Source organism: Bradyrhizobium sp. B097 (genome assembly GCF_038957035.1).
In the GTDB taxonomy this organism is placed as follows: domain Bacteria; phylum Pseudomonadota; class Alphaproteobacteria; order Rhizobiales; family Xanthobacteraceae; genus Bradyrhizobium.
In genome coordinates this window covers 7,133,564-7,146,948 of record NZ_CP152412.1, presented here as the reverse complement: position 1 = coordinate 7,146,948, position 13,385 = coordinate 7,133,564, and the positions used below count along the sequence as shown (strand labels likewise).

The 13,385-nt window shown below is 56.2% G+C and carries 9 protein-coding genes and 3 pseudogenes; 9 read left to right on the top strand and 3 right to left on the bottom strand.

Features of this window, described 5'->3' with window-relative positions:
* Positions 1-55: 55 nt before the first annotated feature.
* A complete protein-coding gene (locus tag AAFG07_RS32815; protein WP_342723846.1) occupies positions 56-1,420 on the bottom strand; it encodes an LLM class flavin-dependent oxidoreductase in 1,365 nt (454 codons plus the stop codon).
* Between the two features lie 776 nt (positions 1,421-2,196).
* Positions 2,197-2,676, bottom strand: coding sequence for a hypothetical protein (locus AAFG07_RS32810; protein ID WP_342723845.1), 480 nt, complete (start codon positions 2,674-2,676; stop codon positions 2,197-2,199).
* A gap of 47 nt (positions 2,677-2,723) precedes the next feature.
* On the opposite strand from AAFG07_RS32810, the gene AAFG07_RS32805 reads away from it, so the two are divergent.
* Positions 2,724-2,882 (top strand): hypothetical protein, encoded by a 159-nt coding sequence (locus AAFG07_RS32805; protein ID WP_342723844.1) that lies wholly within the window; start codon positions 2,724-2,726, stop codon positions 2,880-2,882.
* A gap of 780 nt (positions 2,883-3,662) precedes the next feature.
* On the opposite strand, the pseudogene AAFG07_RS32800 reads toward AAFG07_RS32805, so the two are convergent.
* Positions 3,663-3,774, bottom strand: a pseudogene (locus tag AAFG07_RS32800) (integrase core domain-containing protein); the annotation flags it as partial.
* A gap of 575 nt (positions 3,775-4,349) precedes the next feature.
* Between AAFG07_RS32800 and ectB the strand changes: the two are divergent.
* The 8 genes and pseudogenes from ectB to AAFG07_RS32760 all read left to right on the top strand — a co-directional run bounded on the left by ectB (position 4,350) and on the right by AAFG07_RS32760 (position 13,195).
* Entirely contained in the window at positions 4,350-5,615 is a 1,266-nt protein-coding gene (gene ectB, locus AAFG07_RS32795; RefSeq protein WP_342729311.1) for a diaminobutyrate--2-oxoglutarate transaminase, read from the top strand.
* A gap of 358 nt (positions 5,616-5,973) precedes the next feature.
* Positions 5,974-8,070, top strand: a complete 2,097-nt coding sequence (locus tag AAFG07_RS32790) for a 3-hydroxyacyl-CoA dehydrogenase NAD-binding domain-containing protein (RefSeq protein ID WP_342723843.1) — start codon at positions 5,974-5,976, stop codon at positions 8,068-8,070.
* Positions 8,071-8,140: 70 nt separating this feature from the next.
* The gene (locus AAFG07_RS32785) at positions 8,141-9,295 is read left to right on the top strand and encodes a thiolase domain-containing protein (RefSeq protein ID WP_342723842.1); all 1,155 of its coding nucleotides are present in this window, start codon (positions 8,141-8,143) and stop codon (positions 9,293-9,295) included.
* A gap of 4 nt (positions 9,296-9,299) precedes the next feature.
* Positions 9,300-9,701, top strand: a complete 402-nt coding sequence (locus tag AAFG07_RS32780; protein WP_342723841.1) for a Zn-ribbon domain-containing OB-fold protein — start codon at positions 9,300-9,302, stop codon at positions 9,699-9,701.
* 27 nt (positions 9,702-9,728) lie between these two features.
* Positions 9,729-10,609, top strand: a pseudogene (locus AAFG07_RS32775) (integrase core domain-containing protein).
* A gap of 308 nt (positions 10,610-10,917) precedes the next feature.
* A complete protein-coding gene (locus AAFG07_RS32770) occupies positions 10,918-11,121 on the top strand; it encodes a hypothetical protein (protein WP_342723840.1) in 204 nt (67 codons plus the stop codon).
* Between the two features lie 277 nt (positions 11,122-11,398).
* A pseudogene (locus AAFG07_RS32765) lies at positions 11,399-11,588 on the top strand (transposase); the annotation flags it as partial.
* Between the two features lie 440 nt (positions 11,589-12,028).
* Positions 12,029-13,195 carry a Xaa-Pro peptidase family protein gene (locus AAFG07_RS32760; protein WP_342723839.1) on the top strand — a complete coding sequence of 389 codons (1,167 nt, stop codon included), beginning with the start codon at positions 12,029-12,031 and terminating at the stop codon, positions 13,193-13,195.
* The last annotated feature ends 190 nt before the right edge of the window (positions 13,196-13,385 follow it).

Sequence of the window (13,385 nt, the reverse complement as noted above, 5' to 3'; positions counted from 1 at the left end):
CTTGTCAAAAGCGATTTCCCCTCGACGGCTCCGGCACCGTTTCACAGCCCATTGCTTACATCCGCTCCGTGAAACGATTGAGCGGCCGCTTGAGACCGAGATTCTCTCTTAGTGTTTGTCCGCAATATCCGGATCTGAATTTGCCTCGTCGGCGCAATTCGGGGACGACGAGCTCAATAAAATCCTTGAGTCCCCCAGGGACGGTCGCTGGCATTACATTGAATCCGTCAGCCGCACGTTGGTCAAATGTATCCACCATAATGTCGGCAACTTCGTCCGGAGTTCCGACGACCATGGAGGTGGTTCTGCTGTCTGATATGTGGCGGATCAGTTGTCTCCAAGTGAATTTCTTCTGCCCGGCCAGCTCGAGAAGCAGCTTCTGAATACTCTGCGTGAAATTCGTCTGCGGTAAAGTCTCGGGCACCAGTGAGTCGAGGTTCACTGAACGAAGATCGATGACAAAGCCTAAAAGGCGCTCAGCCAATCCCATCTGCACGTCAATGTGCGTATCCGACTGTAATCTTTGAAGCTTGTCAGATGCTTCCTGTTTAGTCCTGCCAACGATAGGAATAATGCCCGGCATAATTAGCACCTCATCGTCGTCGCGCCCAAGTCCGCGCGCTTCCTCTTTGAGAGTTGCGTAGTACCGCTTACCCTGCGCCAAAGAAGGCGCAGAAGTGAAAATGACCTCGGCGAGTTCGGCAGCGAACCGTACTCCAGCATCGGATGCGCCTGCCTGGACCAAAACGGGATATCCTTGAGGCGGCCTTGCGATGTTCAGTGGGCCTCTGACTGAGAAATAATTTCCTCGATGGTCAGGTAGATGCAATTTTGTGGTGTCAGCGAAAATACCGCTTTGCTTGTTACGAATGAAAGCGTCGTCCTCCCACGTGTCCCAAAGGATCTTTACAACTTGCACGAATTCTCGGGCTCGAGCATAGCGCAGGTCATGATCCGGAAGGTCCTTGTCGCCGAAATTCGAGGCTTCGAACTTAGCTCCCGACGTGACAATGTTCCAGCCTGCACGCCCCTGCGATAGGTGGTCGACTGAAGCGAACATGCGAGCAAGGTGATACGGTTGGTGGTACGTGGTCGTCGCTGTCGCGACAAGGCCGATGTTGTGTGATCTCGATGAAAGTGCCGAAAGCAGCGTGAGCGGCTCGAATCCATCGTTTCGGCTTACACGAGCTATATGTGCGTGATCTCGTTCTAATACGCATGGGCAATCGGCAAGAAACACGAAGTGAAATGCCGCGTGCTCCGCAAGCGCTGCCATCTGAGCATAGTGGTGGATATCAATTCCACCGGTCGCCGGCACGTTCGGATCGCGCCATGCCCCCTCATGATGTCCTGCCTGAACGAGGAATAGTCCGAGTTTCATGTCATTGCGCCGCATGCCGTACCTTCCTTTGAATTGCATTCTCCTTTCCAGCACGTTCAGCTGGTCGGGCTCATTACGACAATCAGTGACATTCTTCCGTTGTGCAGATCAATTACCATTCTTGGTCGTTGACCGCGCCACAGATCGTAAGGATTCAATGCCAAAGCAGCAGTCAATTGCGAATATTATAGTTGTGTATCGCGACATCAGGTGTTCGAGACATGGCCCTTGCGGCCTTAATCATCTTACATATTTGGCATATCGTCCTTACGATCGGTGCTCGTTCGCAAGTCCGCGCTGTCGGAAATGGCGCTTCACTAAGCTGGCCAGCTCCGTCAGGTCGACAGCACGCAAATGTGCCCGTCTATGGCTCATGACGATCTATAGATCCGGGCTCATTGCGGAGGAATCGACCATACGGTGGCGGCGTCGCGCAGTAAGAGGCGTTCGCCGACCGGTTGTATCGTTTTACGACGCAGGGAAGTGGCCGCTCGAACAATGGCTAGCATGGATGAGGTGCCACGCACCGGCTGTTACGCTGCATCCGACGAGTCCTGCGATCTCAATTGAGGTACAAGCGCCTCGACGGCTGCTAGTTCGTATGACCAAAGATTGCGGACGGCGTGATGCGGACGGCGCCAATTGATGCCGGACAACAGATAGTTCATCTGCGCCTGCGAGATCGACACCACGCCGTCCACCAGCGACGGCCATAAAACGGACTCTCTCCAGCTCTTCTACAAGCAGGCGCCCGGCCATCATCCCAGATCACCTTCAATAAATCGCCTCGATGCCCGTTGAAGCAGAACAAATGATCACTCAGCGGATCGCGGTGCAGCGCCTCTTGCATCGCAACGCCAACGAAGCGAAGCCTTTGCGCATGTCGGTGTTCGCCGCCGCCCGCCGTTTTTCACCACTTCTAGTCGATTCAGCGCGCGATGGCTTACGTTGCGCTTGCGCATCACAGACTGTTCGCTGACATTGCCACTGCCGCGGCCCAGATCATCGAGGATCTCACGCAAATCGTTGCTGTGTTCGCCAGTCTTGGAGAAAAGCCCGACGTCACCGACTGCTTTTCGCATCGGCTCGAGCGTCGAATTGCCACTACCGTGCGACAGCCGGAGACCGCTCGAACCGTCCGCGAAGAACGTCTGCGCGACGCAATCCGTCTCGCGTTCACTTATTGGAATGCCGGCAACACCGGTGTCACGCCCCTCGTTAAAATCCCGGTTTCCCACACGGCGGCAACCTTGGTTCTCGCCAAAGAGCGCGCGATCAACAAGGTCGGGATGCATGGCGAGGCGCTTGCGTATAAGAGCGCAAACAGCGAGATGTGGCCTGGATGGCGGCGCGCGTTACGGGCCGCTCGTTCGCGCAGCTGCTCAGCGAGCGCCTCCGGGCGTCGCTCGGCTGCGAGGAAGACGGCTACGTCATTGTGGATCCCGCTGGGATCGTCGGCAACACTGGCGCGTTTCGGCGAGTTAATGCGACGCAAAGCTGAGTGGAACGGAAAACAGCTGGTCCAGGCGTCAGTCGCACACGATTTTCAAAAGGGGGGCCGCCGTCTCTAGTTTCCCCTGATGGGGCTCAGCTACTCATATCGCAGCCAGTGGTAAGTGATGCAGAACGAGCTGGACGCCATCGAGGCCAGAGGTGTCCATGGACAGCGCCCATACATCTGCCGAAGGCAGAGATGGTATTCGCGCGCATCGCCTCGTATTCGATCGCCTCGGCCGCGCTTAGCGATCCGCTCACGATGCCTCAGATGCTCGCATTGGGCCAGACGCTGAGTAGATAGTTCGGACAACGGGCAGTTCACGTTTGCTCAGGCCTCCTCGGTCCGGACGGCGCATAGTGGTCAGATAGGGACGGACGCGATTGACAACGTGCGGACAGTTCGCGCGATCGCTGGGGGATTTTACGAGAGCTGGGATCAAAGCTCGGCTCCGCTGCTAAGATTGCTGTGCAGGATCGGTCAATCCGCGAGCAACCCCGAATGCCAAGGCAAGCAGATACGACGATCGCGCAATAATGGCTGCTTCTCATTGGCTCATATGAGCGGGCAGACGTGGAGATTTCCCGCATCCGGCTTTCGACCGGCTTCACCACGAGGCGCGTCGGCGATGCAGCGAGGTCGAAGTCTGGGCCATTCAGAACGAGAGTTTTGCGCCTCTAATCACGTTGGCGGGCTGGTTGCGCCGACGTGGTTTTGCAGCAAAATCGACGGTGGCTTGCCGATTGCCTCTAAGTGAATGCTCTGCTTTTTCCCGGGCGTCCGCAAAAGAGAGAGGAACCAATGGGCGTTGAGGCATTCGGCCCGGAAGCGGCCGTTGAAGGCCTCGATAAACACATTGTCGGTCGGCGCCGGGCCGCGAGACGTCCAGCATGACGCCGCGTTAACAAGGCTACAGGTCAAGGTCGTGCGACACAAGCCGGACAACCTCAATCGTCGCCGGTCTCAGCCGGCGCGCGAGCGGGCGAGAGCTCGTGGTTGGATTTCGTCCATGACCAATCGGCGGCGGGGCGTAAGCATCGCGTGCTTACGACTGTAGACCAACCCTCGGTTCTCGCCGGCGTTGAAGCCACCGCATGTTAATCAGCGGCGATGACGAGGTAGCGCTGGAAAATACCCTAGGAAATCGGCTCTGCGTTTGTCGGCTTTGCCTTGACACGCTGTTCTGGGGCCTGTTGCGCTTTGAAAGCCTTAGCTCACCCTGTTTGGTTCCGGCGCGGCGCCAAGGTGCCTTAGAATACTGCTGGTCTTAGTAGGTCCGCGATTCTCGGTTCTCATGTAAGTACGTGGCTGGAGGCGCGCCTCGCACTCAACACGCAGTGACGAGAGTCTAGACGTGCGCGCGCTCGGTCGCTGTATACACACTCCGGGCACTGACGAACACGTACTTGTTAACGGGCCTTTTACTTGCAAAGGAGACGGACGATGGGCGAGGTGGTTGGCAGGCCAGCTAACATGCGAGTGTTCGAAGCATTGGAGTCGAATGTCCGCTTGTACTCACGTTCGTTCCCGGATGTTTTCAGTCGGGCGCGCGGTTCCATTATGCTAACGGATAGTGGCCTGGAGGTAATTGACTTCCTCTCCGGTGCTGGAGCGCTGAACTACGGTCACAATAATTACAACATCAAAGCTGCGATTACTGAGTATCTCTCGTCGGATGCCGTCATTCACGGACTTGATCTGGCGTGTCCTGCGAAGCGCGAATTCATGGAGACTTTCGACTCTGTCATACTTCGCGAACGCGGTCTGCAGAGTTATCGTTTTCAGTTTACTGGGCCGACAGGCGCGAATGCCATTGAGGCAGCTCTAAAGCTCTCGCGAAAAATCACTGGGCGTCAGAACATCATCTCCTTTACACACGGATATCATGGGATGAGCTTAGGCGCTACTGCCGTGACCAGTAGTCGGTTTTCTCGCACAGCCAGCGGCATATGTTTGTTCGGCGCGACGTTAATGCCTTACGATGGCTATCTAGGGCCAGAAGTAGATACGGCTGACTACTTGCGGAAGGTGTTATTGGACGACAGCGGTGGTATCGACCCTCCAGCTGCTATTCTCGTCGAAACTGTGCAGGGAGAGGGGGGAATAAATGTAGCGGGAAAAAAATGGTTGCAGTCAATCCAGGCCATCGCAAAAGAGTGCGGCGCTCTCTTTATAGTTGACGATATCCAAATGGGTTGCGGTCGCACGGGCGAATTCTTTAGTTTCGAGTTCGCGGAGTTGTCGCCAGATATTGTGGTGATGTCGAAATCGCTAAGTGGGTACGGCCTGCCATTATCAATGCTGTTGTTAAAAAAGGAACGCGATGCGTGGCAGCCGGGAGAACACACTGGCACGTTCCGAGGCAACAACCTTGCCCTTGTATCTGCTACGGCAGCCATAGATATTTATTGGCGCAGCCGGACGTTCTCAGAAGGGGTACAGCGCATGGGAGAGCATATGCGCCACCGGCTTGAGGCGATCTCATCCGAGCACGGAGGCAGGTTTGTTGTTCGCGGACGAGGCATGGCATTGGGGTTTGATTGCCAAATCGCTGAAACCGCGGCGGCGACGGTACGGAAAGCATTTGAGAAGGGATTGATCATCGAACGATGCGGACCCATTGATCAGGTCGTAAAATTCTTGCCGGCGCTCACGATCGACTTGGAGACATTGAATCAGGGCATGGACATATTCGAAGCATCTCTAGCCGAGACAATGAAGCGGGCAAGAGGCGCTTGAAGGGCATTGGTCGCTTCGGGGGCTTGCATAGGCAGTCCAAGGAGCCAACTGGCGCAAGTGAATGGTCACCTGACCCTGTGTCGTTGGGTAACTACTGAAGTCGATTTCCATGGTGGCTGAGATCGAGATCTAGCTAAGCATTGGAGGTCACGCGGCTTCGCGTAGTCGTCAGCGCCGGTCCAGAAGAGCATTGATAGCGAAAACGATCCTCCATGTCGGATCGTTTGAGGATCGATTCGAAGGTCATTGCGCACCATGATGGACAAGCTGGTCGGCGATGCCGCGAGCATCATCTGCGGTTCGCTGCGTTCCGAAGCCCGCAGCGTCCGCAATCGAACAAAAACTCAAGGAGCGCTGCGTGAGTGAACTGGTAAAGCTTAAACTTCATGAAGACATCGCGATCATCGCGGTCAACAATCCTCCTGTGAACGCACTGAGCGCCGCGGTGAAAGACGGTATCATGGAATCCGTAAATGTCGCGATTGCCGCCCCCGAGGTAAGGGGAATCGTGCTGACGTGCGCAGGCCGTTCATTCATTGCCGGGGCAGATATCAACGAACTTGGTAGGCCGTCTCGACCGCCGACGTGGGAGGAACTGCTAGCTACAATGGAAAACTCGCCGAAGCCTATCATTGCTGCGATCCATGGCAACGCACTCGGGGGCGGGCTTGAGTTGGCGCTAGCCTGCCATTTCCGGGTTGCGACGGAGGATGCGAAGTTGGGCCTGCCTGAAGTCAAACTGGGGCTCTTGCCTGGTGGCGGCGGCACCCAGCGCCTGCCGCGTGCGGTCGGACCTGAGCTTGCACTGAAGATGATCGCCACTGGCGATCCGATTCTCGCGGCCGAAGCCCTAAGCAGGGGCCTGATCGAGCAGATTGTCGATAATCCGGAGGTGGGCGGTAAGGCTTTCGCGCGCAAAGTGCTGGCCGAGAGGCGGCTGCTGCGCAAATTGCGAGATGACGATTCAAAGCTGTCTGCCGCACGGTCCGATCGCTCGACCTTTACCGATATGCTCTCTTCAATAGCCAAGCGGGCGCGAGGGCTGGAAGCGCCATTCGCCGCTGCCAATGTCGTGGAATGCGCTATCGACCTTCCATTTGAGGAAGGATCGAAGAAGGAGCGCGAGACGTTTAATAGGCTGGTCGCGAGCGAGCAGTCCAAGGCGCAGCGCTATGCGTTTTTCGCGGAGCGCGAAGCCAGGAAGATCCCGGACCTCCCTGTCGATACGAAGGCGCGCTCCGTCGATCGCGTTGCAGTCATCGGCTCCGGAACCATGGGAGTCGGCATTGCAATGTCCTTCGCCAATACCGGCATTCCTGTCACGCTGATTGACACTAACGAACGGCACCTCAAGCGCGGCATCGGCTTGATGCAGAAAAACTGGGTGGGTTCCGCCGCTCGTGGCAGTATCCCGGCCGATGCGCCGGCGAAACGGATGGCGCTGATTAACGGCGTCATCGGTATTGATAGTGTCAAGAACGTTGACCTTGTGATTGAGGCCGTGTTCGAGACTATGGCGCTCAAGAAGGAAGTATTCAGACAGCTCGACAAATACGCTAGACCTGGCGCTATAATCGCTTCTAATACATCGTATTTGCGCATCGGCGAGATCGCCGATGAAACAAGGCGTCCGCAGGACGTGTTAGGGATGCACTTTTTTTGGCCGGCCAATGTAATGAAGTTGTGTGAGATTGTGCGCGGGCCGCAAACGGCGCCGGACACGCTGGTGACCGCCGTTTCAATTTCGCGCCAAATCGCAAAAGTGCCCGTGGTGGTCGGCCTTTGCCATGGGTTCGTCGGCAATCGTATGTGGGATCAAAGCGACAAGCAAAGGCAAGAGCTATTGCTCGAAGGCGCGCTGCCGCAGCAAATTGATGCGGTCATGACGAGGTTTGGAATGCCAATGGGACCATTCGTGATGAGCGACATGGCCGGCATGGATGTCGGGTGGTTTGCTCGAAAGGAGCAGGGCATCAAGTCAGAAATTGCGGATGCCCTATGCGAAGCTGGTCGATACGGTCGAAAGACTGGGAAGGGCTGGTACAAATATGAAGGTGGATCACGTACGCCCATACCGGATCCCGACGTCGAGAGGCTGATAGAGGAGACGTGGGCTCGGCTAGGGCGCAAGCCTCGGGCGATCGGCTGTCAAGAGATTCTTGAGCGTCTAAACTATCCGATGGTCAACGAGGCCGCTCGGATCCTAGAGGAGGGCGTAGCGTCTCGCCCGAGCGACATCGACTTGGTCTGGCTGTATGGCTATGGCTGGCCGATCTATCGCGGCGGCCCGCTGTATTGGGCCGATCAAATCGGCCTGAAGCATGTCGCGGAGCGGCTTGCCTGCTACGCCAACGAGACCGGCGATGCATCACTTGAGCCCGCGCCGCTGCTCAAGCGGCTGGTCGCGAAAGGTGAAAGCTTCGCTTCGTTCGCGTCGATTGCGAAAGCGTCCTGAGGATCAAGACAGCACTTCGTGTCGACGGTAGATGTGCAACTGCCGACATCCATGAGAGGACAGCGAAGCGATGGCTCTCACCAAACAAGCGTACATAGTCGGTATCTACGAGCATCCCACGCGAAAAGCGCCAGACAAGTCGGTTGTGCAACTTCATGCAGAATGCGCTGCCGGCGCCCTCGCCGATGCCGGACTGACCAAAGACGACGTCGACGGCTATTTTTGCGCCGGCGATGCGCCGGGTCCAGGTCCGCTTACGATGATCGATTTCTTGAATCTAAGAGTGCGGCATTGTGATTCAACCGATATTGGCGGTTCGGCACCTCTGCTGCACATCGCTCACGCGGCGCAAGTTATCGCAGCCGGAAAGTGTAGTATCGCTTTGGTCACCCTGGCCGGGCGCCCTCGCAGCGAACGAAGCGAGTCACATCTGAACACCACCCAGCCGAACACGATGTGGGAGGCGCCGCTCCAAGTTAAGACGGCAGACATTTATGCAATGTGCGCACGCCGTCACATGCACGACTATGGGACCACAAGCGAGCAGCTCGCATGGATCAAGGTCGCTGCATCTCACCACGCGCAGCACAATCCACAAGCCATGCTCCGAAAGGTGACTTCTGTGGAAGACGTGTTGTCGTCTCCCATCGTCTCCGACCCTCTGCGCCGCTTTGATTGTTGTGTGACATCTGACGGTGGCGGTGCCATTGTGGTGACCTGCCCTGAGATCGCAATGAGTCTCAAGCGCCCACGGGTGAAGGTAATTGGGGCGGGCGAAGCAGTTCAAGGGCAGTGGGCGGGCGAGGTCGAGCTCACTGCTTCGGCAGCCAGGCAATCGGGCGCCATCGCTTTCGCCGAGGCCGGTGTCAGGCCAACCGATATTCGCTACGCGTCAATCTACGACAGCTTCACGATTACTGTCCTCATTGCGTTGGAGGATCTTGGATTTTGCGAAAAGGGATCCGGCGGTCGTTTTGTCGCCGGTGGCAATCTAATCTCCGGTATTGGACGATTGCCTTTCAATACGGACGGCGGTGGCCTCTGCAACAACCATCCAGCGATGCGGGGTGGTATCACCAAGGTGATCGAAGCTGTCCGTCAGCTGCGGGGTGAGGCGCATCCAGCTGTTCAGGTCGATGATTGCGCGCTCGCGCTTGCGCACGGGACTGGATGGTTGATGGGCACTCGCCACGGCAGCGCCACCCTCATCCTGGAACGGGAGTGATCCGATGATCGGCACAGACCTTATCGAGGAGAGTCCAGAGACCAAGGCGTTTTGGGATGCGGTTGCGGGCGGACGCTTTGTGCTGCCCCGGTGTCGGCTATGCCATAGGACACACTGGTATCCACGAGGCATTTGCCCGCATTGCTTTTCGACTGAGCTGGACTGGCATGAGTCTTCGGGCGACGGTGAGATTTACTCTTTCTCTGTGAACCGGATGGGAAATGAGCCCTATGTGGTTGCCTATGTTGCACTGAGCGAGGGGCCGATTATGCTCAGCAATGTGATTGATGCCGATCCGCTCACGCTCTCGATCGGTACCAGGGTCAAGGTGGCGTTCAGGCCCGCTATTGGGCGATTGCCTGTTCCGCTCTTCGTCGTGCCTTCGGTGCTTAGTCCTAAACTATGATGGTGCATCCTTGTCGCACGATTGAAGATGCGCTATGGAGCAGGTTTTACACAGAGAGCCACCACGACGGAGGCAGTCCGTCGTGCAATACAAATAGTCAAGAGAGCCTGAGAGCAGTCGCCAAGCGCTACAGAAGACTGTCGCAAAGTCGGAGCAGCGCGAGACTGTCGCCGATCGTGTTCGACAGGTTCCAAGGAAGCCAGATCGATCACCTTTTCCATCGAGGAGACGATCATTGGCGCTTTCCGGCGACATATCGCCGATTACCTCTATGCATTGCAGCCGACCATCCCACATCTGAAGCGGTCGCCCCTGCATCGCTGCCTCAGCGCCACTGCATCAGCCGATTGGGCGAGTTCGTAGGCGACAAGTCTTCGAAGAAAAACTCCAAGGCTTATCCGATCGGCGATTTTCATATCGACATCGCTGACTCCGGATGGCTGGAGGCAAGCTCTAGCTCGCATCGGCCTTCCTCGCAGCTCTGATCGCGGATGTCCCCTGCAAGAGTCACCCATTGCTCACCGACAATAGGATTCAGCTCACCTTCCCGCTGCCATGCGAACGGTTCGACGACAAAATGCGTGACGCATATGCTCAATATGCGTTGCCAAGAAAGCGGGATCGAGAATCGGGTGACAACGGCCAAGCATCCCTGGACCAATGCCAAGGTCGATCGCATGAACCGCACGATCAAGGAAGCGAAAGTCTAACGCAACTATTACGATCGACACGATCAGCTCGACGCTCACCTTGCCTATTCCATCACCGCTTATAACTAAGCTCGGCGCCTGAAGACCCTGAAAGGCCCTCACACCCTAAGAATACGTCTGCAAATGCAGAACTTCCCAGCCAGAAGATTCAAACTCAACCCGCTCCAGCAAATGCGCCCGAGGCTGAGGTCTTTTTAGGACAATCGAGCGGCGAGCCGTGATCAGTGCGAGCAAGACAGGCCGGAGGTCCGCGAGCAATGGACGGTTTCTCGCTGGGCCGAGCTGGGGGAAGCTCGAACTGGTAAAGTTCGCGATACGGCATTGTCAAACAGCCGGCGGAAAAGCGCGCAATCTCTGTCCACTACGATCAGCTGACGCTATGAAATCTCTTGGCCAGAATATAGCTACAGGTCGCGACGGTATGCTGCCCACCTAAATAGCTGATCACAGCCGCCGAACCGTGCTGGACGAATACGACTCAACTGTTTCATGGGGGGAGTGGCGTCGTGAACGCCATTGATAGGAAACTTGATGGATCAGAGGGGGAATCTATGTTAAAAAGGGGGGACCGCGGCGATGAAGGCCGGCGCAGGTCGGGCGGTTATTCTGCGCGACAGGAACTTTGCCAGATCAGTGAGAACGATGGCGACAAGGTGTTCCAGAGTGTATCCGAGAAGTATTTTCTGAGCCAATTTCCGGTGTTCCGCTGAATGCGGAATAGCCGCGGCTGTGCGATCGTCAAGACTTATTCGAGCTCAGGCGTAATTTGACAACCTCGGCCGAAAGTTGCGGACTTGGGATGGCTGTGCTCCCCCCTTATGGGGTAACTCGGTAGAGCAAAGCCGTCTCCACGTGCGCCCTCAAACAGCGCGTTAGCGGTGGACGGCTTAACGGTGGTCGCCGGCGGTTCGCAGGTAGGGTTGTATGCTGACACCAACATGATTCGAGAAACCACCTACGGCATTCGAGATGATGAACCCTCGCGCGCTCATGGGCGAGATTGAGCGGCGGACCAAAGTCATCGGCATGTTCCCTTATGAAGATGTGATCGTCCGCTTAATCGGTGCGATCCTGCTCGAGCAGACGATGAATGGCGGCAGCGCTCCCGCTATATGACACTGGAATCTATCGCCCCTTAAGTGATGATCCGATCGTTGCTTACCCGCCGTCGCAAGCTGATGCGCGCAAGACGCTTCCGTGCATATGGTGCGTTGGGCTAAGCGTTGGAGTATTACTGCGCGACGATCCCGTACGTCGAAGTAATTCGCCGATTTCGGCCTACTAATCGGATCACCGCTTTGTTGGCGACGAGATGACAATTGAAAGTGCTCGACGCCGAACAGAACGTTATGTTTGAACTGTATCACGCCATACGGCGTTAGCGGGAGCCGCAGTGACAGTCAGCCGATCAATTCACGCCAAACTCGTGGGATCATCGCTCAAGGTGCCTGCTGCATCGCGCTGATGCAATCGTGGTGCCGGTGGCGTTTATCACGATGTCCAAACCGTGGTTTCGCAAGAGATGCTGTCGACCATCATGCGATAGTCATCATGGCGCCATCGCTAGCAGCCAGGCTAAACACAACAAGCCTGATACTTCATGGAAGGAGTTAAAGCGTGACAATGCCAAAAGGTCCGCAGGCGTTTCCCCGCACTGAGTATCTACGAAGATTGAATACCGTTAAGTCAGAGATGGCGCGACGTGAGATTGAAGTGCTCGTGGTAACGGCTCCAGCCAACATTACATACCTTTCAGGATATACGTCAAAGTCTGGGTACGTGCCTCAAGGTTTGGTCGTGTCCTTAGACGATGAAGAGCCGACGTTTATTACACGCCGTATGGACGGCCCAGCAGCTATCCACCAGATGTTTATCAATCGCAGTCATGTGATTGGCTACCCAGAGACGCTCATCGCCAATCCCAACCGGGACGGATATGACGCGATAATCGACTTCATTTTGGACAAGGGGCGGACCCGGGGGATCGGACTTGAAGCAAAGTTGTTGCCAGCGTCGACGGTCGAGAAATTCAAGTATCGATCGATGAAAGCGAAGATTGTCGATTTCACGCATGTCGTCGCTTGGATTCGAGGCGTAAAATCGGATCTGGAAATTGGGCTCATGCGTGAGGCGGCCGCCATTTCCGACGCCGGCATGCTCAGAGCGAGGGAAGTTATTCGGCCAGGCATGCGTGAAGCTGACCTAGCAGCGGAGATTATTGGGACGCTTGTGCGCGGTGCTGATGGTAAGCCCGGCACCGATGTCGCGAGTTTCTTTCTGTGTTCTACGCCGCGCACGTCTACGTGCCACATTCGCTGGACCGAGGACGTCTTCCAGTTAGGTTCACAGATCAACCTCGAATTCAGCGGTGTTCGCCACGGGTATACGTCCCCTCTAATGCGCACAATGTCGATTGGCAGCCCGTCCGATCAAATTACTCGGCTCCATGAGGGAGAAGTCGCCGGTTTGGAAGCCGCGCTTGCCGCCGCCACGACTGGTCGGACTTGTAGCGACGTCGCAGCTGCATTTAACTCCACTCTAAAAAAATGCGGCTTTGAGAAAGAGTCGCGGTGCGGTTATGCCGTGGGGATCGATTGGACAGAGCCAACGGCTAGCCTGAAAGAAGGCGACATTACCATCCTGAAGCCAAACATGACGTTTCACCTGATGCTTGGAAATTGGATCGATGAAGATGTCGGCTATGTGATCAGCGAAACGTTTCGTGTTACCGATGTTGGCGGTGAGCCGTTCACGAAATTGCCGCGCGAGCTCTTTGAGGTTTGAGTTCTCTCGTCGAACTATTGTTACGTCTTGTGCCTCCAGTCCTGGGTTGTAATCTCGTGACTGTACCCAATATGGGATAGTCCGGCGTGGCAAAGGCGTTTTCAGTCGATTCAGATGCGAAGGAAGCCCCGCTGGTTTCAGCCGCCGACGGGGCTGGTCGGCAAGCAAGCCCTGGAAGTCGAGTTAATGA

Excerpts from the sequence above, each read along its gene's own strand:
- ectB (WP_342729311.1), top strand. The coding sequence starts at position 4,350 with ATGCGAGTGTTCGAAGCATTGGAGTCGAATGTCCGCTTGTACTCACGT.
- AAFG07_RS32805 (WP_342723844.1), top strand. The coding sequence starts at position 2,724 with ATGGCGGCGCGCGTTACGGGCCGCTCGTTCGCGCAGCTGCTCAGCGAG.
- AAFG07_RS32785 (WP_342723842.1), top strand. The coding sequence starts at position 8,141 with ATGGCTCTCACCAAACAAGCGTACATAGTCGGTATCTACGAGCATCCC.
- AAFG07_RS32810 (WP_342723845.1), bottom strand. The coding sequence starts at position 2,676 with ATGCATCCCGACCTTGTTGATCGCGCGCTCTTTGGCGAGAACCAAGGT.
- AAFG07_RS32815 (WP_342723846.1), bottom strand. The coding sequence starts at position 1,420 with ATGCAATTCAAAGGAAGGTACGGCATGCGGCGCAATGACATGAAACTC.
- AAFG07_RS32780 (WP_342723841.1), top strand. The coding sequence starts at position 9,300 with ATGATCGGCACAGACCTTATCGAGGAGAGTCCAGAGACCAAGGCGTTT.